The 21,195-nt window shown below is 67.0% G+C and carries 18 protein-coding genes, 1 tRNA gene and 1 pseudogene; 10 read left to right on the forward strand and 10 right to left on the reverse strand.

Features of this window, described 5'->3' with window-relative positions:
- Positions 1 to 113: 113 nt before the first annotated feature.
- Positions 114 to 2,105, reverse strand: coding sequence for a bifunctional 2',3'-cyclic-nucleotide 2'-phosphodiesterase/3'-nucleotidase (locus tag BMY69_RS02460; RefSeq protein ID WP_090175216.1), 1,992 nt, complete (start codon positions 2,103 to 2,105; stop codon positions 114 to 116).
- A 243-nt stretch (positions 2,106 to 2,348) separates the two neighbouring features.
- Here BMY69_RS02460 and BMY69_RS02465 point away from each other — a divergent pair.
- The 3 genes and pseudogenes from BMY69_RS02465 to BMY69_RS02475 form a co-directional block, all read left to right on the forward strand.
- Positions 2,349 to 4,550, forward strand: a pseudogene (locus BMY69_RS02465) (TonB-dependent receptor); the annotation flags it as partial.
- 56 nt (positions 4,551 to 4,606) lie between these two features.
- Entirely contained in the window at positions 4,607 to 5,647 is a 1,041-nt protein-coding gene (locus BMY69_RS02470; RefSeq protein ID WP_090175218.1) for a glycerophosphodiester phosphodiesterase, read from the forward strand.
- Between the two features lie 181 nt (positions 5,648 to 5,828).
- On the forward strand, positions 5,829 to 7,340 hold the full coding sequence (locus BMY69_RS02475) for an amino acid permease (RefSeq protein WP_090175219.1): 1,512 nt from the start codon (positions 5,829 to 5,831) through the stop codon (positions 7,338 to 7,340).
- On the opposite strand, the gene BMY69_RS02480 is transcribed toward BMY69_RS02475, so the two are convergent.
- Complete coding sequence (locus BMY69_RS02480; RefSeq protein WP_143070368.1) at positions 7,334 to 8,395, reverse strand: hypothetical protein; 1,062 nt, start codon at positions 8,393 to 8,395, stop codon at positions 7,334 to 7,336. The two genes, BMY69_RS02475 and BMY69_RS02480, sit on opposite strands and share 7 nt — an antisense overlap.
- A gap of 25 nt (positions 8,396 to 8,420) precedes the next feature.
- A complete protein-coding gene (locus BMY69_RS02485) occupies positions 8,421 to 9,521 on the reverse strand; it encodes a reprolysin-like metallopeptidase (RefSeq protein WP_090175221.1) in 1,101 nt (366 codons plus the stop codon).
- Between the two features lie 212 nt (positions 9,522 to 9,733).
- Between BMY69_RS02485 and BMY69_RS02490 the strand changes: the two genes are divergently transcribed.
- Entirely contained in the window at positions 9,734 to 10,438 is a 705-nt protein-coding gene (locus BMY69_RS02490) for a glutathione S-transferase N-terminal domain-containing protein (RefSeq protein ID WP_090175222.1), read from the forward strand.
- 93 nt (positions 10,439 to 10,531) lie between these two features.
- On the opposite strand, the gene BMY69_RS02495 is transcribed toward BMY69_RS02490, so the two are convergent.
- Positions 10,532 to 11,227: an outer membrane protein gene (locus tag BMY69_RS02495; RefSeq protein WP_177191053.1), complete on the reverse strand. Its 696-nt coding sequence runs from the start codon at positions 11,225 to 11,227 to the stop codon at positions 10,532 to 10,534.
- A 227-nt stretch (positions 11,228 to 11,454) separates the two neighbouring features.
- Here BMY69_RS02495 and BMY69_RS02500 point away from each other — a divergent pair, with 227 nt between their 5' ends.
- The 3 genes from BMY69_RS02500 (at position 11,455) to BMY69_RS02510 (ending at position 14,539) form a co-directional block, all read left to right on the forward strand.
- A complete protein-coding gene (locus BMY69_RS02500; protein ID WP_090175224.1) occupies positions 11,455 to 13,359 on the forward strand; it encodes a M61 family metallopeptidase in 1,905 nt (634 codons plus the stop codon).
- Between the two features lie 209 nt (positions 13,360 to 13,568).
- Positions 13,569 to 14,420, forward strand: a complete 852-nt coding sequence (locus BMY69_RS02505; protein ID WP_090175573.1) for a LytTR family DNA-binding domain-containing protein — start codon at positions 13,569 to 13,571, stop codon at positions 14,418 to 14,420.
- 42 nt (positions 14,421 to 14,462) lie between these two features.
- Positions 14,463 to 14,539: transfer RNA gene (locus BMY69_RS02510), tRNA-Arg, on the forward strand.
- Between the two features lie 26 nt (positions 14,540 to 14,565).
- On the opposite strand, the gene BMY69_RS02515 is transcribed toward BMY69_RS02510, so the two are convergent.
- On the reverse strand, positions 14,566 to 15,111 hold the full coding sequence (locus tag BMY69_RS02515; protein ID WP_090175225.1) for a cytochrome P460 family protein: 546 nt from the start codon (positions 15,109 to 15,111) through the stop codon (positions 14,566 to 14,568).
- Positions 15,112 to 15,353: 242 nt separating this feature from the next.
- Positions 15,354 to 15,785 carry an organic hydroperoxide resistance protein gene (locus BMY69_RS02520; RefSeq protein WP_090175226.1) on the reverse strand — a complete coding sequence of 144 codons (432 nt, stop codon included), beginning with the start codon at positions 15,783 to 15,785 and terminating at the stop codon, positions 15,354 to 15,356.
- 297 nt (positions 15,786 to 16,082) lie between these two features.
- Here BMY69_RS02520 and BMY69_RS02525 point away from each other — a divergent pair, with 297 nt between their 5' ends.
- The 3 genes from BMY69_RS02525 to BMY69_RS02535 are packed head-to-tail and all read left to right on the forward strand — an operon-like array spanning position 16,083 to position 18,741.
- Complete coding sequence (locus BMY69_RS02525; RefSeq protein WP_090175574.1) at positions 16,083 to 16,628, forward strand: thioredoxin family protein; 546 nt, start codon at positions 16,083 to 16,085, stop codon at positions 16,626 to 16,628.
- A gap of 53 nt (positions 16,629 to 16,681) precedes the next feature.
- On the forward strand, positions 16,682 to 17,422 hold the full coding sequence (locus BMY69_RS02530) for a response regulator (protein WP_090175576.1): 741 nt from the start codon (positions 16,682 to 16,684) through the stop codon (positions 17,420 to 17,422).
- Positions 17,419 to 18,741 (forward strand): sensor histidine kinase, encoded by a 1,323-nt coding sequence (locus tag BMY69_RS02535; protein WP_090175227.1) that lies wholly within the window; start codon positions 17,419 to 17,421, stop codon positions 18,739 to 18,741. Before BMY69_RS02530 ends, BMY69_RS02535 begins: the two co-directional genes overlap by 4 nt.
- Before the next feature lie 42 nt (positions 18,742 to 18,783).
- Here the strand turns inward: BMY69_RS02535 and BMY69_RS02540 are convergent, their stop codons facing one another.
- The 4 genes from BMY69_RS02540 to BMY69_RS02555 form a co-directional block, all read right to left on the reverse strand.
- Positions 18,784 to 19,809 (reverse strand): D-cysteine desulfhydrase family protein, encoded by a 1,026-nt coding sequence (locus tag BMY69_RS02540; RefSeq protein ID WP_090175228.1) that lies wholly within the window; start codon positions 19,807 to 19,809, stop codon positions 18,784 to 18,786.
- A gap of 115 nt (positions 19,810 to 19,924) precedes the next feature.
- Positions 19,925 to 20,098: a DUF1328 domain-containing protein gene (locus BMY69_RS02545; protein ID WP_029213207.1), complete on the reverse strand. Its 174-nt coding sequence runs from the start codon at positions 20,096 to 20,098 to the stop codon at positions 19,925 to 19,927.
- 35 nt (positions 20,099 to 20,133) lie between these two features.
- On the reverse strand, positions 20,134 to 20,343 hold the full coding sequence (locus BMY69_RS02550) for a CsbD family protein (RefSeq protein ID WP_090058589.1): 210 nt from the start codon (positions 20,341 to 20,343) through the stop codon (positions 20,134 to 20,136).
- Positions 20,344 to 20,547: 204 nt separating this feature from the next.
- Positions 20,548 to 21,138, reverse strand: coding sequence for a hypothetical protein (locus BMY69_RS02555; protein WP_090175229.1), 591 nt, complete (start codon positions 21,136 to 21,138; stop codon positions 20,548 to 20,550).
- Positions 21,139 to 21,195: the final 57 nt, after the last annotated feature.

Here is a 21,195-nt window from a genome sequence, read left to right on the forward strand (position 1 = left end):
GCTGTCAAGCGGCCGGATGGCCTAGGGGCTGCTCTCACAGGAGCGGACCGGCCGCGATGGGTGCTTGCTTCGAGTCTCCATCGCGGCCAGGTCCGCTCCTACAGGTGGCGTGGTCAGCGCTTTGAAAGGTCGATCGCGTACACGGCCGTGCCGTCGCCGTTGTCGCGCAGCTGGCGGATGGGCAGGCCGAGCGACTTCGCCACGTCTTCCTTGCCGCTGGCCGCGGTGAACGTGACGGGACCCTTCGTCTTCACCGGTGCGAAACGCCAGGACGCCTTGTCGACATCCTTGCGCGTCAGCGTCTTCTTTTCCTCCACCCAGTGGATGACGACCTCGCGATTGCCGTCCGGTGCGTTGAGCACGACGTTGTCGCCCTTGAGGCCCGGGAACTCGCCGCCGCCGTTCGCGCGGTAGTTGTTCGTCACGACGATGAAGGGTTGCGACGGCTTGACCGGCTTGCCCTTGAATCGCAGGTCGGAGATACGCTCGCCCTCCGGCTTCGATACGTCGATGACGTACGTGATGCCACCCTGCATCTGGTCGAAGTTGTAGCCGGCCATCTTGCCGATCAGCGGCTGCTCGCCGTCCTTCGAAGGATCGATGCGGTTGAACCGCGACGCGGCCTTCTCGAGCCACGCCTTCACACCCGCGCCGTCGATCTTCACCGCGGCGAGCGTGTTCGGATAGAAGTAAAGATCGGACGCGTTGCGGATCGTCATCGGGCCCTTCGGCACGTCCGTGAAGTCGTCCGGGCCGCCGAAGCCCGTGCGGAACGCCGCCGCCGCAGAAATCACCGGCACGTCCTTCCACTCCGGATTCGTCCGGGCGAGCGCCTCGCGTGTGTAGTCGATCTGCGCCGCGTTGACCACGGCGAGCGCGCTCATGTTGCCCTCGTCCGCGAAGTAGCTGGTCAGCGAGTGATCGGTCGCGCCGATCGGCGTGTTCACGTACGCGACGGCGGCGTCGTGCGCCTCCTGCACGAGCGGCGCGATCGTCGGATCGGCGGCGACGCATTCGTTCTTCTTCGGGCAGATCGGGCGTACCTGGCTACGGCTCTTGTCCTTGTCGACCACCCAGCGATCGCCCTCGCGCTTCAGCGTCATGTTGATGACGCCCAGGTCCTTGCCGAAGAAGCCGCCCATCACCGCGGGCACGCCGCGCACGATGCCGCGCTTCGCGTCGACGTCCTTCATGTCGGCGTAGCGGGGGCCGGGAAACTCGGTATGCGAATGGCCGAGCAGGAGCGCGTCGATGCCCGGCACACCGGCGAGGTACCAGCCGCCGTTCTCCATCTGCGGCGTGTACGGCGAGGTGTTCAGGCCGCCATGCAGGATGGCGACGACGAGGTCGGGACGCTGCGCCCGCAGCTCGGGCATGAACCGGTTCGCGGCTTCGACGACGCCGTCGACGGTGACCTTGCCGGCGAGGTTGCGCTTGTCCCAGTCGAGGATCGGCGGCGGCGTGAAGCCGATGATGCCGATCTTCAGCGTGGTGGTGACGGGCTTGCCGTCGACACCCGTGGCCGTGACCGTCTTCGTGACGATCGTCCACGGCCTGAAGATCGGCTTGCCGTCGCGCGCGCTGTAGACGTTGGACAACACGATCGGGAATTTCGGTCCCGCGCACTCGCGGGCCTTCACGCCGTCGACGTTCATCGCGGTGTTCGTCACCTGCGCGAGGAACGGCAGGCCGTAGTTGAACTCGTGATTTCCCGCGGTGCCGCCGTCGTAACCGATGGCGTCCATCGCCTTGTAGATCGCGAGCTCGCTGTCGCAGCCGACGGGCTTCACCAGCGCCTGGTAGTCGGCCAGCACGCTGCCCTGGATGGTGTCGCCGCTGTCGAACAGCACCGTGTTCGGGAATTCCTTGCGGGCCTGGCGGATCAGCGTCGCGACCCGCTCGTAGCCGAAGCTGGGGTCGTCCTTCTGCTTGTAGTAGTCGTACGACAGAAGATTCGAGTGGACGTCCGTCGTCTCGAGGATCGCGAGGTCGAGCGTCGCGCCATCCTTCACCCCGGCAGGTGCCGCGGTCTTGCCGGAAGGTGCGCCGGCGCAGGCGGCGAGCAGGGCGGCCGAGAGCGCGGCCAGGGCGAGGGGCTTGAACATGCGGAGGTCCGGTGGGGTTTCGGGGCGAAAACTAGCAGATATGCGGCTGGAAGTGCGACGCGCGTCACTCGTATCGGTGTCTTCTTCCCGCGGTAAAAAAACGTACACACACATCGCGCACGCTCGCCGGCTTCCCTGCCACGCGATTCCCCGATGATCTCCACCCGCCGCACCCTGTTCCTCGCCCTCGCTTCCGCGCTCGCCCTGCCGACCCACGCCGAAGACGCCACGCCGCCGAAGACCCAGGATCTCGAGGCCGTGTCCGTGATCGGCCAGGGCGAGACACGCCAGGTGCAGCGCATCGTGCCCGACGACCAGAAGGTGCTGCCGCCGGGCACCAGCCCGCAGAAGATCCTCAACCGGCTGCCCGGCGTTTCCGTGCAGTCGAACGACGCGTTCGGCGCCAACGAGGAGTCGCAGTCGATCACGCTGCGCGGCTTCAATACCACGCGCCTCGGTTACACCCTCGACGGGCTACCGCTGGGCGACAACGCGTACGGCAACTACAACGGCCTGAACATCTCGCGCGCGCTGATCGCCGAGAACATGGCCACGGTGGAGCTCTCCGAAGGTATCGGCGCGCTCGGCACGGCATCCACCAGCAACCTCGGCGGCGCGATCCAGTATTTCTCGGCCGACCCGGCGAAGACGTTCGGCGGCAGGGTCGCGCAGACCTTCGGCAGCGATCACAATCGCCGCACCTACGCACGCATCGACACCGGCGACTACAAGGGCTTTTCGATGTACCTGTCCGGGGTGCACGCGGATGCGGACATGTGGACGCGCCCCGACTCGCCGACGAACACGAAGCAGTTCAACGGCAAGGGCGTGTACGAGTTCGGCGAGGGCAACCGCATCACCGGTTTCGTCGATACCTCGCGCACGAGTCAGGCCGATTACGCGTATCTGTCGAAGAGCGGCCTGCGCCGCGGGCTCGGCTGGGACTGGAACCTCTACGCGCCCGACTGGAACCGCGCCCTGGCGGCGGCGTATTGCGCGCCCGCCTATACGAAGGGTGGCGTGAAGGATCCGCGCTGCGGCTTCTCCGGCGGTGTCGACAACATCGACGACGCCTACTACCAGAGCCGCGCACTGCGTCGCGACGACCTCTACTACCTGGCGGGCGATTTCGCGGTCGCCGACGCGGCGACGCTGCACACGCAGGTCTACCACCACGAGAACGCGGGGCAGGGGCACTGGTGGTCGCCCGGCCAGAAGTCGTTCCCGGGCACGCCGCAGGAGCTTCCGATCTCCATCCGCAGCACCAACTACACGATCAATCGCAACGGCGCGATCGCATCGCTGTCGTGGGACATCGGGGCCCATCATGTCGAAGGCGGGGTGTGGTACGAGAAGAACGACCACCACGTCGAGCGCAACTTCTACTACATCGACGGCCCGGTCAGCGACGACTACTACCTGAAGAATCCGAACCGTCGTCTCTTCTCGCAGGACTATACGATCACGACGAAGCAGGCGTACCTGCAGGACAGCTTCAAGGCGATCGACGACCGCCTCAGCGTCGACGTCGGCGTGAAGAGCCCGCACACGACGATGACGGCGCGCGAGCTTCCGGGTGTCGAGAGCCCGTACGCGAACGGCACGCTGAAGGCCGGCAAGTCGCTGCTCCCGCAGGCGGGCCTCGCCTTCCAGCTGGCGCCGGGGCAGGAAGTGTTCCTGTCGTACGCGAAGAACATCGCCGCGTTCCAGGGCGGCGGCGCGGGCGGTCCGCTCTCCGTGTCGCAGGCCGCGTTCGACGGAACGAAGTCCAACCTGAAGCCGGAGGAATCGCGCTCGATCGACGGCGGCTTCCGTAGCGTCGGCGAAGGGTACGAGGCCTCCGTCGCCCTGTACGACGTGAAGTTCGACAACCGCCTGCTTTCCCTCAACCCCTGCCCGAGCATCGAGGTGGGCACGCGACCGGAATGCAACACGGCGTTCGTGAACGTAGGCTCGGTGAGCAGCCGCGGCGCGGAGTTCACCTTCATCTGGAAGCCGGTCCGCGGCTTCGAGTGGTACAACTCGGCCTCGTTCAACCGCTCGACCTACGACGACGACTACGTCGCCAACGGCCAGGTCGTCCCGGTGAAGGACAAGACCACCGTGGACACGCCCAAGCGCATGTTCGCCAGCGAGATCAGCTGGCGCGAGGGACCGTGGTCGGCCAGCCTGCGCGGCAAGTACACCGGCCGCCGCTACTACACCTATACCAACGACCAGGGCGTCGCGGGTGCCACGTCATTCGATTTCGGTGCAAGCTACGACTTCGGACCCGTCGCGAGCCTGAAGGCCCTGACCCTCGCCCTGAACATCACGAACCTCACCGACCACCGCTACGCGACGAACCTCACGGCGTTCGCCGCGACGGATGCGCAGGGTCGTGCCCTGGCCTTCCACGCGAGTGCGCCGCGGCAGAGCTTCGTCACCCTGACGGCCGATTTCTGATGCGGGCAACTGGTCTATCCTCGTGCGCTCTTGCCCTGCTGCTCGGAGCGCTGCCGATGTCCACCCCCGCCGCCACGGCGACGCCCATCGCGTCGAAGGTCCTCGTCATCGGCCATCGCGGCGCGAGCGCGCTGCGTCCCGAGCACACGCTGGCGTCGTACGCGGTGGCGATCGAGGATGGCGCCGATGTCGTGGAGCCCGATCTGGTCTCGACGAAGGACGGCGTCCTGGTGGTGCGCCACGAGAACGAGATCGGGGGCACGACGGATGTCGCGAGCCACCCGGAGTTCGCGGCCCGGCGTACGACGAAGAAGGTCGACGGCGTCGCCATCACGGGCTGGTTCACCGAGGACTTCACGCTCGTGGAACTGAAGACGCTGCGCGCCCGCGAGCGCCTGGCGGACATCCGCAAGGCGAACACGGCGTTCGACGGCCAGTTCAGCGTGCCCACGTTCGACGAGATGATCGAATTCGTGGCCGCGGAGGCGTCCGCGAGGCGCCGGATCATCGGCATCATTCCCGAGATCAAGCACTCCACCTATTTCCGCGGCATCGGCCTGCCGATGGAAGACAAGGTGCTGGCGACGCTCGCCGCGCACGCCTACACGCGCACGGCGCCCGTCGAGATCCAGTCGTTCGAGGTCGGCAACCTGAAGTACCTCCGTGGCAAGCTGGGTGCGTCGCGTCCGAACATCCGGTTGCTGCAGCTCATGGAGGCGGGGGCGGAGCATCCCGCGGACGAGCCGTCGACGACCTATGCCGCGATGATGAGCCCCGCCGGCCTGAAGGCCGTCGCGGCCTACGCGGATGCGATCGGACCCTCGACGCGCAGCATCATCCCGCTGGGTGCGGATGGCCGGCTCGCCGCGCCGACGACGCTCGTGCGTGACGCCCACGCGGCGGGACTCGAGGTGCATCCCTACACGTTCCGTCCCGAGAACCATTTCCTGGCGGCCGATTTCCGCAACGCGGCCGGCGACGCCACGCGCAACGAGGCGGGCTCGGTGGCAGAGATCCGCGCCTACCTCGCCACGGGTATCGATGCGTTCTTCACCGACGATCCGGCGCTGGGGCGCAGGGCCGTCGACGGGCGTTGATCCTTCTCCCGCCCCGTGCCCGCTGCCGCGGGGATCGCCGATGCGATCGGCTCCCACCCTTGGGCTGCCGGCGATTCGGCGTTCCACGAGGCGGACGCCTACACGCTGTGTGAGCGTCCGCCGGGGACAGGGCCAGCCCCTCCCGCTATGATCCCGGGTCAGCCAGCCCAGGGTCATCCTCATGTCGTTAGCCAGGTTCCTCCGCCACAAGTCCGTCGAGCAGTTGCAGGCCGAGGTCGGCCAGCGGAAGGACTTCCGGCGCGTCCTCGGCCTGTGGCAACTGACCGCGATCGGCATCGGCGGCATCATCGGCGTCGGCATCTTCGTGCTGGCCGGACAGCAGGCGGCGCTCAACGCCGGCCCGGCCGTCGCCCTCAGCTTCATCATCGCGGGCTTCGGCAGCGCGTGCGCCGCCCTCTGCTACGCGGAATTCGCCGGGCTCATCCCGGTAACCGGCAGCGCGTACACCTATGGCTACGCGGTGCTCGGCGAGGGTGCGGCATGGATCATCGGCTGGGACCTGCTGCTGGAGTACGCGCTGGTGGTCGCCGTGGTGGCGATCGGGTGGTCCGGCTACGTGCAGGTGTTGCTCGCCACGGCGGGCGTGCACCTGCCGGAATGGGCGCAGAAGAGCATGAGCGCCGACACCATGAAGTATTACTGGCAGCACGCCATGGGCTCGCTGGGCGTGAGTTACGCGAACCCCGTCGCGGCACCGACCGACGGCCACCGCTTCAACGTCATCGCGGCGGGTATCTCGCTGCTGGTGGCGATCCTGCTCTCGGTCCGCACGGAGTGGGGCGCGCGCCTGAACACGCTCATCGTCGCGATCAAGGTGCTCGGCGTGGCGCTGGTGATCGGCGTGGGCGCGTTCTTCATCAACACGGCGAATTGGCACCCGTTCATCCCGGAACGCGTCTTCGACGACAAGGGCGTCGGTCACTTCGGCTGGCATGGCGTGCTCACCGGTGCCAGCGTGGTGTTCTTCGCCGTGTTCGGTTACGACACGCTGACCACGGCGGCGGAAGAAGCCCGTAACCCGCAGCGCGACCTTCCGCGCGCCGTGCTGCTCTCGCTGGCGGTGGCGATGGTGCTCTACATCGCCGTGTCGCTCGTGCTCACCGGCATCGTGCCGTATGCGAGCCTCAGCGGCGAGGCGTCCGTTTCGGACGCCTTCAACGCGATCGGCCTGCCGTGGATCAGCAACGTCATCGCCGTCGCCGCCGTGATCGGCGTCATCAGCGTGCTGTTCGCCTTCATGCTCGGCGCGGCACGCATCTGGTTCGCGCTCGCGCGCGACGGCCTGTTGCCCGCGTGGTTCGCCCGCGTGCACCCGCGCTTCGGCACGCCGGCCCGTCCGACGATGATCCTCGGTATCTTCACCGCGATCGTCGCGGGCTTGCTGCCTATCGGCGAAGTGGCCGAGCTGGTCAACATCGGCACGCTCAGCGCCTTCATCCTGATCTGCGCCTCGGTGCTCGTGCTTCGCGTGCGCAAGCCCGGCCTTGAGCGCAAGTTCCGGACGCCGGCGGTGTGGTTCGTCGCACCGCTCGGCATCCTCTTCTCGCTCGCGCTGATCTGGGGCCTGCCGTGGATCACGTTCGAGCGCTTCGCGATCTGGATGGCGATCGGCCTGATCGTGTACTTCACCTATGGCGTGCGCCACAGCAAGCTCAACGGCGCGAGTCAGTAAACCATTTCCAGGCGGCGCTCCCCCTCGTCCGGGAGGGCGCCTGCCATGTACTCGCGCATGCGTCGCTGGTTCGCGGGCGTGTACCGATAGCAGTTCCTCCGCAACGCGTTCGAGTGCGAGTACAGATTCGTCTCGCACGGCCAGATGCCGGACCATTCGACGCTGGCGTCCTCGTGCACGCCGCCCAGTGTGTGACCGTATTCGTGCGCGATGACCGTATAGGGTCCCTTGAGCGATGCGACGGCGTGATCGCCGCCGAGCCACGCCCGACCGTAATACCCTGGCTCGATGGCGTCCGGCGTCAGCAGCATGAACTTGAACCACGAGTGGCCGGGGATGGGTAGGAGTCCTTCGCGCATCACCATGCGCTGCGTCGACAGTGTCCAGCGGCCAAGAAGATCGGCATCGTGGCGCGGGATGTCCGTGAGGCCCGGCATGCGGCGCCGGTAGACGGTCTGGACGCGCCTGACCGCCAGGACGCGTCGCATGTCGACGGCCCACCACGCGACGTAGCCGGCGTGGATGTGCTGATCGGAACTTCCTTCGACGTCGTCGTGCACGAACATGTGGAATCCGACCGTCGAAAGTCCCTCGTGCGGGTTCGGCGAGAGTCCGGATGTCGTCGGCGGCTCGTCGGCGACGGGCGCCACCGCTCGCGTCGTCGTCGCGGCGCTTGCGGCGGAACCATCGCGACGCAGACGATGGGGGCGCCCGGTGTCGCTCGAGTAACCGGTGATCGACACGCCGGTGGCGTCGGCCACGGTGATGTCCAGGTGGCCGGCCGATCGTACGACGACGGCCGGCTTGCCTTGCCACGTCGCCGTGTAATGCGTGCCACGCGTGCCATCGGAAAACACGGTGTCGAGCCCCTCGACGAGCGAGGTCACCACGAGCTCGCCGCTGCTGGCGTCGCGGGCTTCGGCGTCTCCCGCCGGGAGCGCGACGCGCTGCGGAAAACCCGCGGCGACGGCCTCGTCGAACGCGCGGAGCGGACCGGAGGTGTTCGCGATCGCGGGGGCGGCCAGCACCACGGTGCATACCGCGAGGATCTTCAAGGTCGGTGATCCGGACTTGGCCATGTCAGTCCACCAGCGGCAGGCTGAGCGACGACGGGTCGAGAAGCGCCGGACCATCGGCGTGCCGCGAAAGATACGCGCGCATGCGGTCTTCGTTCGCGGCGGTATACCGGTAGCAGTTGGAAAGCACGGCGACGTCGCGAGGGTACAGATTCGTCTCGCAGGGCCAGACATAGGACCACCAGATCGCCGAGTCGTCGTGCACGCCGCCGAGCGTGTGTCCGAACTCGTGCGCGATCACGTTGTATGCGCCGGAGAGCGCCGCCATGGCCTGGTCGCCGCCGAGCCACGCGAGGCCGCTCGTGTTTTCTCGCACGGCATTCTTCGTGACGAGCATGAACTTGTATTCGAACCTGCCCGGCTCGTAGTGCAGCTTTCCTCTCGTCGCGTATTCCTGTGCCGCGAGCGTCCATTTCCACATCGACGCCTCGCGTCCATAGGTCAGGTCGGTCATGCCGGGGCGGTTCTGAAGGTAGTACGTGCGGAGCCGATAGGCGGGGAGGATGCGCTGCATATCCGCGATCCACCAGGCAACGTAACGCGCGTGGATATGTCGCCGCGACGTGCCGGCCGTGTCGTCGTGGAGGAACATCCAGAACTCCAGCACGGGTGCCGTTCGGGGCTTGCCCGGCGACGTGGTGCTCGTCGCGTTGTCGGCTCGGGCGGTCCGGCCGCTGGCGGATGCGACGGTCGATTCCAGCCCGACCGGTTCGGCGGCCGGGAGCTGGTGTGCCTGTTCGGAATCGTCGCTGTAGCCGACGACGTCGACGCCATCGCCGCGCGGCACGGTGATGTCCACGTGCCCGGTGGAGCGAGTGATCACGGCGGGTTCGCCCTGCCAGGTGCCGACGAACGTCGTCACCGGCTCGCCGTCGGGAAAGCGGACATCGACGTCGAGCGGCGCACGGATGGTAAGGGACGCGTCGCCCGCGCGCGCCGTTGCACCTCTCGCGTCGTCGGCGGGTGAGGGCAGGACGACCGTGGCGGGGAAGCCGCCGCGGACCGCGGCGTCGAAGCGATCGAGGACATCGCTCGCCGCCGCTGGCGAGCAGGCGAGCGTCGCAATCAGGCAGGCGAGCGAGCTGCGCGAGGGTGTTGCCGTCATGGGGAGATTCCTTTCCCTGCAGGCGTCGTGGCGACGCGGGGCGGGGAAGATAGCTCGCCGCTCACGCGGGAGGGGGCCGGAATCGCGCGCCATGTCGAAACCCTACGCGTCGTGGTGTACCGGCGGAAATAACGCGCATGGGACGCGGCGGCATTGAAACGGCGGACCCCACCACCTACCTTGAAACTTCGATCCGCCAATCAGGCTTTCCCATGACCGACCTTTCGTCGTTTCCCATCGCTTCCCGCTGGCCCGCCAAACATCCGGACCGCTTGCAGCTCTATTCGCTGAACACGCCCAACGGCGTGAAGGTCTCGATCATGCTGGAGGAGCTTGGCCTTCCCTACGAAGCCCATCTCGTCGATATCGGCAAGAACGAAAGCAAGGCGCCCGAATTCGAATCACTCAACCCGAACGGCAAGATTCCCGCGATCGTCGATCCGGACGGCCCGGGCGGGCAGCCGATCGGCCTGTTCGAATCCGGCGCGATCCTGCTCTACCTCGCCGAGAAGACCGGACGCTTCCTGCCCAAGGACGAGGCGAAGCGCTGGGAGACCATCCAGTGGCTCTTCTTCCAGATGGCCGGCATCGGTCCGATGTTCGGTCAGGTGGGCTTCTTCCATAAGTTCGCCGGCCGTGAGTACGAAGACAAGCGGCCCCTCCAGCGCTACGTCGACGAGTCGAAGCGTCTGCTCGGCGTGCTCGACCGGCAGCTGGCAGGGCACGACTGGATCGTCGGCGACGAGTACACCATCGCCGACATCGCCACGCTCGGCTGGGTCAACAACCTGATCACGTTCTACGGCGCGCGGGAACTGGTGGGATTCGACGCCTTCGCCAACGTGGCCGCATGGCTGGAACGTGGCATGTCGCGTCCGGCGGTGCAGCGTGGGCTGAAGATACCGTCGAGGGACTGAGCGCAGGCCTCGGTTCCGCCTTTCCTGCCACATCTTTGCTGGAAAGAAAGGGCCGCGTGAGCGGCCCGTCGTCGTGGGGATGTCAGGAAGCTATCAAAACCGGAATTCAGCACCCGCGGCCCACACTCCGATGTTCTGGTCGAAGTCCGGCCAACGTTCGCTATGACGGTTGAAGCGGAAGCTGTAGTGCTCGTACCCGAGCGTCACGCCGAAGTGGTCTGTGAAGTCATAGCCAACGGCAAGCGCGCCGTAAAAACCGGTGTCGTTCGACGTGCTGCGGTCGTATTCGGTATACGGGGCCGGCAGGACGAGCCCGCCCCCGTAGGTAGGCACGTGCTCGTAGCTGGACTTCTGTTCGCTGCGGGCGCGTGCCAGGCCCGTACGTAGCGTCAGCGACCAGCCGTCGCCGATGAGCCACTTCGAGTTTGCGCCCAGCAGGACCGCCTTATTGGTGAGCTTGGCCCTTATACCGATGGGCCGGATGATGCTGCCGTTCGACCCGCTGTAGTCGGCGCCTCCCAGATCGACGTAGCCCGCTTCGGGTCCGATCGACCAGGCGTCGTCGATGATCCAGCGATAGCCGCCGATCACGCCGAACATCGTGTCCTTTTTGTCGGCGCGGTAATTGGAGCTATCCTCGGAAAGACCGAAGCCGCTGGACGGGCTGTCGATAGAGGTACGGGACTGCCCGGCCGAGACGGCGATGAACCCTACGCCACGAGCACAAACCGGCGCGGCGGCCGCGCCGAGAACGGCGGCCAGCGCCGCCAGACACAATACCTTTTGCATGGGTTTCCCTGTTCCTGATGATGTCCGCCGGCTCCTGCGCCGTGCGGTCCCGCTCGCGCGGGCACTGAATCTTACGACAGATCCGCGCGGGCCGACCGTGACCTCTGGCATGGGGCACCCCCCTCCCCGCCGTTTAGGATCGAGGGCTTGCGCAGGGCCCTCGGGGCGGCGCCGATCCGCTCGCAGGGAAGAAAGGGCGACCACCATTTTCCCCAGGGGAGAACGACTTGAAATCCACCATGCTTGCCTCCGCGCTGCTGGCCGCCCTCGCGGGCGTCGGCGCCACCGCCGTTCGCGCGGACGATCTTTCCACCGTGCCGGCGCCGCAGGACGTCGCCTTCGACGGCGTGCTGAAGGTGACGGTCGACGCGACCGATCTCGATCGCCGCATCTTCCGCGTGCATGAGACCGTTCCCGCGAAGCCGGGCCCGCTGACGCTGCTGTTCCCCGAGTGGATCCCTGGTCACCATTCGCCGAGCGGCCCGATCGACCAGTTCGCCGGCCTCATCGTCACCGCCGGCGGCAAGCGCATCGAGTGGAAGCGCGACGAGTACAACGTGTACGCGTTCCACATCGATGTACCGGCGGGCGCGACGTCCGTCGACGTCGAATTCCAGACGCTGACGCCGCAGGACACCCGCGGCGGCCGCATCGTCATGACGCCCGACATCGTCAACGTGCAGTGGAACCAGGTCTCGCTGTATCCGGCGGGCTACCGCGCCGACCGCATCCAGGTCGAGCCGACCGTGAAGTTCCCGGCCGGTTTCCAGTTCGGTACCGCGCTCGAACAGGCCAGCAAGAGCGGCGACACCGTCACGTTCAAGGCGATCGACTACGACAACCTCGTCGACTCGCCGATCTTCGCCGGCCGCTACTTCAAGCGCGTCGACCTCGACCCGAACGGCCGCTCGCCGGTGCACCTGAACATCGTCGCCGACAGCGCCAAGTCGCTCGAGATCAAGCCCGAAGCGCTGGACATCCATCGCAAGCTCGTCCAGCAGATGGACAAGCTCTACGGCGCGCGTCACTACAACCACTACGACTTCCTGCTGGCGCTGACCGACAAGCTCGGCGGCATCGGTCTCGAGCACCATCGTTCGTCCGAGAACAGCGCGTCGCCCAACTACTTCACCGAGTGGGACAAGAGCTGGGTGGGTCGCGACCTGCTCGCGCACGAGTACAACCACTCGTGGGACGGCAAGTACCGTCGCGGCGCCGATCTCGCCACGCCGAACTTCAACGTGCCGATGGGCGACAGCCTCCTGTGGGTCTACGAAGGCCAGACGCAGTTCTGGGGCAACGTGGTCGCCGCCCGCTCGGGCCTGCTCTCGCAGGACCAGGCGCGCGACATGCTCGCGTTCGTCGCCGCCACGTACGACAAGGGCCGCCCGGGTCTCGCCTGGCGCAACATCCAGGACACGACGAACGATCCCACGATCGCCCAGCGTCGCCCGCTCTCGTACCGCAACTACTCGATGAGCGAGGATTACTATTCGGGCGGCCAGATGATCTGGCTCGACGTGGACACCAAGCTGCGCGAGCTGACGAAGAACAAGCGTTCGCTGGACGATTTCGCGAAGGCGTTCTTCGGCATGAAGGACGGTGACTGGAAGGTCAATCCGTACACGTTCGAGGAAGTGGTCTCGACGCTCAACGGCATCGCGCCGTACGACTGGGCGAAGTACCTGCGCGACCGCGTCGACGGCCACAAGGGCGACCTGGAAGGCATCGAGCGCGGCGGCTGGAAGCTCGTCTACAACGACAAGCCGTCGGAAGCGTCGAAGGCCATCGAGGCGCGCCGCCATTACGTCGACCTGACCTACTCGGCCGGCTTCGCCGTGTCGTCGAAGGGCGACATCGCAGACGTGCGCTGGGATGGCCCGGCCTTCAATGCCGGCCTCGCGCCGGGCATGCACATCGTCGCGGTGAACAACAAGGAATTCGACGGCGACGCGCTGAAGGATGCCGTGACCGCCGCGAAGACCGACAAGGCACCGATCGAGCTGCTGGTGAAGAACTTCGACCAGTACAAGACGATCCGCATCGACTACCACGACGGCCTCAAGTACCCGCACCTCGAGCGCGACAAGAGCAAGCCCGACTGGCTGGGCGAGCTGTACAAGGCGAAGTAGGCACGACAGGGAAGGGCGCCGGAAGGCGCCCTTCTTCGTTTCAGCGTGCCACGTCACCGTCCATCGGGCCCGCTGCCGCGGGATCGCCGATGCGATCGGCTCCCACCCTTCGGCACACATCGGCGCACGCTACCATCCCTGCCATGACCTCCCGATCCACGCCTCCAGGAATGGAACTCGATCGCGCCCACGCGCGCCGCCGGCGTTTCATGTTCGCCTTCTGGCTGCTGGCCTTCGGCAGCGCCGCGATCAGCAACACGCTGACGTTGCGCATCGACGCCGAGCGCCACGGCATCGCGGCGTCGGCATGGGAGATCGCGACCAACGAGTTCACCAGCATGGCGGTGTCGCTGGCGATGCTGCCGTTCCTTCTGCGCGCCTGCGACCGATGGCCGCTGCACGCCGAGACGTGGCGTCGTCGTCTACCGTTCTACGTCGCCGGCAGCATCGTCTGGTGCATCGGCCACATCGCCGGCATGGACCTGCTGCGCCTGGCGATCTTCTCCGCGACGGGCATCGGCTACGACCCGGGTTCGCTGTGGCTACAGGTCGTCTACGAATACCTGAAGGACGTCCGTACGTTCTTCATCGTCGTGGCGCTATGGCACATGGTCGCGTGGGTGGGCCGGCAGGTGAAAGGCGAGGCGCACCTGCTGGTGGCGCCCGACGACGCGCCGGCCGTCGAGCCGGTCGATCGCCCCGATCGCTTCCTCGTGCGCAAGCTCGGCCGCGACTTCCTCGTCGCCACCGCCGACATCGAATGGGCGCAGGCGTCCGGCAACTACGTGAACCTGCGGGTGCGCGGTCGCGACTATCCCCTGCGCAGCACGCTGGCGGCGCTGGAGGCACGGTTGGACCCCGCCGTGTTCGTGCGCGCGCATCGCAGCTACATCGTGCAGCTGTCCCAGGTGACCTCGATCGAGCCGGTGGACTCCGGCGACGCCCGCCTGCACATGGCCGACGGCACGGTGCTGCCGTGCAGCCGCCGCTACAGGGAAAGCCTGCGCGCCGCGGCGGCGGGCGCCGAGCCGGCCCGCGCCCGGGCCGGATCCGGAGGCTAGGCCGCCGGGGTCATACCCGCTACAATGCCCGTCCGCTGTTACGCGCCTGTAGCTCAGCCGGATAGAGTAGTGGCTTCCGAAGCCATTGGTCGGGGGTTCGAATCCCTCCAGGCGCGCCATTCTTCCCCTCCGTGGTTCCCGCGGTTCACTTCGAATAAGAAGTAAAGACGAGATCGCTGGCAGCCGGCAGCTTCTTGTGGCATGCGTAGCACGCGTTCACCAGCGCGACGCTCTGGTTGGCCTTGCCGTCGTTCTCGAACTGGGCGTAGCCCCAGCCGTCGGTGTCGGGGAAGCGCTTCGAATCCTTCACGCTGATCTGCACGTTGATCGGATCGCCGGCGACGAACGACTGGTCGCGGCCGAAGATCGCGTTGTTGCGTGCGGACGATTCGTACCTCCACGCCAGGCGCGCGATGATCGTGCCGTCGGGATAGGGCAGCGTGCCCGCGCGAAACGCCTTCATGGCGATGTCGTTGCCGAGGATGACGCGGATGTCGTTGTTGTTGCCCGCCTCGTGCGCGACGCTGATGGTCTGCCAGTTGCGATACCCCTCGGGAAGGGCGACGCCGAAGACGGGCGAGCGCGATGTGTCGCCGTGTCGGACCGCCGGTTCGCTGGCGAAGGCGCCGAGGGTGATGATGCCACCCACGATGAGTGCCATGGCGGCGACGAGCAGGAGGCGGTAGGGCATGGTCGTGTACTCGCTTGGGTGGTAACGCGGAGTGGGTACGCCTGGGATCAGGGTGGCAGCGGTAGAGCGATGCGTCTTGGTGAATCGATCAGGGGCATGTCGAGGCTTCTCGTGCCTTGCACGTGATGCAGCGGAATGGGTCTTCGACGTAGGCGACCCACCCCGGGGAGCCTCGGTGCCGCCAGCGAGCGCGTGCCGCAGAGCGTCGGCGTTCGTGGCGGCGGACCGGGGGCGGGGAGGGGTCAGGCGGCGACGTCTTCGACGAGGTGGATCTCGACATCGATGTTTCCGCGCGTCGCCTTCGAGTACGGGCAGGTGCGGTGCGCGGCCTGGATCAGCGCGTTGGCGACGTCGGTGGCCAGGCCGGGCAGCGTCACGTTGAGGCGCGCCTGGAGGTAGTAGCCGCCTTCGCCCGTGCCGAGGTCGATCTCGGCATCGACGGCCGTACCCTTGGGCAAGGCGATCTTGCGTTCGGCCGCGGCCAGGCCCATCGCGCCGATGAAGCAGGCGGACCAGCCGGCGCCCAGCAGCTGCTCGGGGTTGGTGCCCGTGCCATGGCCGCCGGGAGGCGTCAGCCTGACGTCGAGGCGGCCGTCGTCGCTGCGGGCCTGGCCGTCGCGGCCGCCAGTGATGTGGGTCTTGCCGGTGTAGAGGACGTTCGTGATCTGAGCCATGGTCTGTTTCCCTTGGGAAGTGTCGGCTGCGGATCAGCCGGTGTGACAAGGAGACCGTGGCGGCGTATCCGGGCTGTGTCCCCGCGGCGGCGCAAGCGCATCGAAACGTGTAGCGGATCGGCGCGGATACATTGCGGTACAAATCACGCGCCTCCGGCCCCCGGAGCGGCCGTCCGCGTCTTGTACGTATCGATACAAAAAGCCACCCCGGCGGACACGCCACGGATAACGGCGCGGCGTTGAATGGGCACCCTCCGCAGAACCGATGCGCCCTCCCTGATATCCGAGGTGCTTCCCATGAAATCGTTCCGTCTCCTCGCCGCTTCGCTCGTCGTCGCCATCGCGCTGATCGCCGCGTGGCCGGGTAACTGGCAGACCGCGCGTGCGGGCGAATCGACCGCCGCCACGCCCGCCCCGGAATTCACCGGCATCGACCGCTGGTTCAATTCGCCGCCGCTGACCGTGGCGGGCCTGCGCGGCAAGGTCGTGCTCGTGGAGTTCTGGACGAACGAATGCATCAATTGCATCCACGTGCTGCCGCACACCAGGGCGCTCTACGAGAAGTACAAGGACAGAGGCCTTGTGGTCGTCGGCGTGCATACGCCCGAATACGACGAAGAGCGCGATCCGGCGACGGTGCAGGCCGCCATCCGCCGGTTCGGCATCACCTGGCCGGTGGCCCAGGACAACGAGCTGGCGACCTGGAACGCCTGGGGCAACCAGTTCTGGCCGGCGCTCTACCTGATCGACCAGAACGGAAAGGTGGTGTATCGCCACTTCGGCGAGGGAAACTACGAGCAGACCGAGGACCGCGTGCGCCAGCTCCTGCAGGAGAAGGCATGATGTGGGCCGAGGCCGATCCCGAACGCATCGATACAAGCGGAGAGCTGGCAGGCGTGGAACACATCGATCACATCCTCGTCGTCGACGACGACCATGGCATCCGCACCGGCGTCGTCGACTACCTGCGCAAGAACGGCCTGCGCGCCAGCGCGGCGGCCGACGGCCGCGACATGATGGCCCAGCTCGAAACGTCGGCCTTCGACCTCATCGTGCTGGACATCATGATGCCGGGCGAAGACGGCCTCGCGCTGTGCCGCAACCTTCGCGCCGGCAAGCATCGCGCCGTGCCGGTGCTGCTGCTGACCGCGCGCGACGACGAGACCGATCGCATCATCGGCCTGGAGATGGGCGCGGACGATTACGTCACCAAGCCTTTCTCACCGCGCGAGTTGCTGGCGCGTATCAAGGCCGTGATCCGCCGCACGCGCATGCTTCCGCCCAACCTGCGCATCACCGAGACCAGCGACACGATCTCGTTCGGGCAGTGGCGGCTCGACACGACGGCGCGCCACCTCCTCGACGCCGATGGCACGGTGGTGTCCTTGAGCGGCGCGGAATTCCGGCTCCTGCGCGTGTTCCTCGATCATCCCCAGCGCGTGCTTTCCCGCGACCAGCTGCTCAACCTCACGCAGGGCCGCGACGCCGAACTGTTCGATCGCTCGATCGACCTGATGGTGAGCCGTCTTCGCCAGCGTCTCCGCGACGATGCCAGGGAGCAGGCGTACATCAAGACCGTCCGCAGCGAGGGCTACGTGTTCTCGATGCCCGTGACCGTGCACGGGGACGTTCCATGAGCGAGGCGGCGCGCCGTGTGTCCGGCTGGCGTCCGTGGCCGCGCAGCATGGCCTCGCGGCTGTACCTCATCATCTTTACCGGCCTGCTTCTCGCGCAGGCGCTGTCGGTGGCGCTCGTGCTTTACGAGCGTTTCCAGTCGGCCACCTCGGTCATGCTCAACACCCTGGAGAACGACGTCGGCACCTCCGTGGCCGTGCTGGACCGGGAAGCGCCCGAGGTACGCGCGAGCTGGCTGCCGCGGCTGCGTCGCGACAATTACCGTTTCATCCTCGGGCCGGGCGATCCGGGCGAGCCGTTGACCACGCGCCGCGCCCGCGACGTGACGCAGATGATCGCCAGGGAAGTCGGTGCCGGTTACCACGTGCGTGGCGAAACCGTGTCGCGCTCGCCCGAACGCTACCAGGTGCATTTCACGCTGCACGATGGCTCGCCGCTGACGCTCGAGATCACGCCGCGGGGGGTGATGCCGGTGGCCGACTGGCTGCCCGCCGTGCTGGTGCTGCAGGTGGCCGTGCTTCTCGCATGCGGCTGGTTCGCCGTGCGCCAGGCGACGCGACCGCTGCTTAGGCTCGCGCGCGCGGCGGATGGCATCACGCCGTCGGTCGACGGCCCGCGCATGGCGCAGGACGGGCCGACCGAGGTCGCCCACGCGGCGTCGGCGTTCAACGCGATGCAGGATCGCATCGGCCAGTACCTCAAGGAGCGCCTGCACATCCTCGCGTCGATCTCGCACGACCTGCAGACGCCGATCACGCGCATGCGCCTGCGCGCGGAATCGCTCGACGAGGGCATGGAGCGCGATCGCCTGCTCGCCGACCTCGCCGAGATGGAGCACCTCGTCCGCGAAGGCGTGGCCTACGCGCGCAGCGCGCACGGCGGCGACGAGACGCCGGTACGCATCGACGCGCACGCATTCCTCGAAAGTCTCGTGTTCGACTACCAGGACACCGGCAAGCCCGTCACGTTGACCGGACGCATCGAGGGCGTCGCCACCGTGCGCCCGCGCGCGCTGCGCCGCGTCCTCGGCAACCTCGTCGACAACGCGGTGAAGTACGGTGGATCTGCCGAAGTCGGCGTGTGCCGTGATGGCGGAAGTCTGTGCATCACCGTATCGGATCGTGGCCCCGGCATTCCCGAGGGCGAACTCGACGACGTGATGCAGCCGTTCTACCGTCTCGAAGCCTCGCGCAATCGCGACACCGGTGGCGCAGGCCTCGGACTGGCCATCGCCCTGCAGCTGATGCGTTCGATCGGCGGCAACCTGACGCTGGCCAACCGAGAAGGCGGTGGCCTGGTAGCGACGGTGGTACTGCCCTGAAGCAAGTTTGCTGAAGCGCGCGTGTGGGAAGCAGCGATCTCGTCAGCTCGCCAGGTCTTCCCGATACGCGAAGAGCCCCGGCACGCCGCCCGTGACGACGAACAGCACCGTCTCGCCATCGCGCACCGCGCCGGAGCGCAGGTCGTGCAGCAGGCCGGCGAACGCCTTGCCCGAGTACACGGGATCCAGCAGCAGGCCTTCGTGGCTGGCGGCGACGCGCACGGCTTCCTTCATTCCATCCGTCGGCACGCCGTAACCGGCGCCGAGCTGCGTGTCGTCGATCCGGACGTCGTCGCCGGCCACGGTCGGTGGCAGGCCGAGCAACGCGAGCGTCTCGCGCGCGAGCGACACCGTCGACTCCCGCGCCTTCGCCGCGTCCGCCAGCACCGAGTAGGCGCGAACGACGGACGGATCGCGTTCCATCGCCACGTAGCCCGCCACGAGCCCGGCCTGCGTGCCGCTGCTTCCGTTCGGCACAACGACACGATCGAAGCGAAGATCCATCGACGCCTCCTGCTCCGCGATCTCCCGCGCGCAGCGCGCGTAGCCGAGAGCACCGGTCGGTGTCGATCCACCGAGGGGGATCACGAGAGCCTTGCGTCCCGCGCGCCCGAGCTCCGCGGTGCGAGCCTCCGCGACAGCGAGGCCGTTCACGCCATGGGCGAGCAGCACGGGTTTCGCACCGAACAGGTCGTCGAGCAATACATTGCCATTGGCTTCGTAGTCGACGCCGTCCTTCGGCACCATGCGCGACAGGTAGAGCTCGCACGCGAAACCATGCTTCGCCGCCGCGGCGGCGGTCAGGCGCGCATGATTGGATTGCAGGCCGCCGGTGCTGATGAGCGTGTCCGCTCCGATGGCGCGCGCGTGGCCAAGATGAAACTCCAGCTTGCGCAGCTTGTTGCCGCCGCCACCGAGCGTCATGGTGTCGTCGCGTTTCGCGAACAGGCGTATGCCACGGCCGGCGAGATCGAGCGCCTCCTCGATGCGCGTCAGGCGCTGGATCGAGGTCGGCCCGTCGAGCAGGTCGACGCGGGCGATGGTGTCGAGGGTGGGCAACAGGGTCATGGACGGGCTCTCCCAAACATGACGCGGATCATAGGCCGTACCGGCGCGTTTTTCGTGGCGAAAAAAAGCCCCGGTCTGGGGCCGGGGCTTTCAAAGGCGAAGCGGGTGTCGCGTACTACACCCTGGGACCGCGACGGAAGCCGCCGAAGAGCAGGGAAAGGATGAACAGGATCAGGAAGACCACGAAAAGGATCTTCGCGATGCTGGCAGCGCCCGCGGCGATGCCGGTGAAACCGAAGATCGCGGCGATCAGCGCGATCACGAAAAAGATGACGGCCCAATGCAGCATGATGTTCTCCTGGCGAGTGGTGTGGAGGGTGACGCTCAGTAATTCCGATCGATGCGGTCGCGGAAATCCTTGACCTGTCGTTCCGCTTCGTCCCTCGCCACGCCATAGCGCTCCTGGACCTTGCCTGCGAGGTACTCGCTGTTGCCTTCGGCCACCTTGAAGTCGTCGTCGGTCAGCTTGCCCCACTGTTCCTTCATCTTGCCCTCCAACTGCTTCCATTTGCCCTTGAGGGTGTCTTCGTTCATGGCGGATCCTCGATCGGTGTCTGCCTGTGCGCGCTTGCCGCGACAGGTCGGTCGACATTCGATCATCGGCGGGTTGAACGAGATGTCTCGGAGCGGTGAGGCGCCGTCTCACCGCGTTTATGCATCGCCTACACGAATCTTGCGTCGAAACGAAAAAAGGCGCGGCTTTCGCCGCGCCTTTCGTCGTACCGCCGGTGAGGGCGCTTACTTCTTCTTGACCTCGAACGCCTCGTTGCCCGCGGCCTGGCCGTTGAGCGAGACGGTGACCTTGTACTTGCCTTCCGGCCACTCGTTCGGGTTCTGGATCTTGAACGTGGTGACGGCCGGGCCATCGGTGCTGATGGACTGGCTGATGTCGCTCACCGTCGTGACGGTGTCGCCGTCCTGGAACGTCCACTTGGCGTTCAGGGTGGCGCCGGCGGTGGTGCCTTCCGTCGCGACCGACGCGTAGATCGTCTTGTCGGTCGGGGCGAAAGCGCTCTTAGCCTTGGCGACCTTCTTGTCCGCGCCGACGGCGTTGCCGAGCGTTACCGAGCCGACCTTCAGCGATTCGCTGGCGGCGGCGGGAGCGGCCGGGGCGGCGGCCGGCGCCGAGGGCGCCGCGGCGGCGGTGGCGGCGGGCGCCGGAGCCGTCGCGGGCGCGGTGGCGGCAGGTGCCGGGGTCGCAGCCGCCGGAGCGGTGGCCGCCGGGGCCGGGGCGTTCTGCTGTTCGTCCTTCTTGCCGCAGGCGGTGAGGACCAGCAGGCCGGCGACCGTGGCCGTGGCGAGGGCGGACGAACGCATGGAAAGCTTCATGTCTTGGATTCCGTCAAAGAGTGCTTGGATAACAGGATCGGGAGCTGCGCGCGTGCA

This window comes from Luteibacter sp. UNC138MFCol5.1 (assembly GCF_900110505.1).
Lineage (GTDB): Bacteria > Pseudomonadota > Gammaproteobacteria > Xanthomonadales > Rhodanobacteraceae > Luteibacter.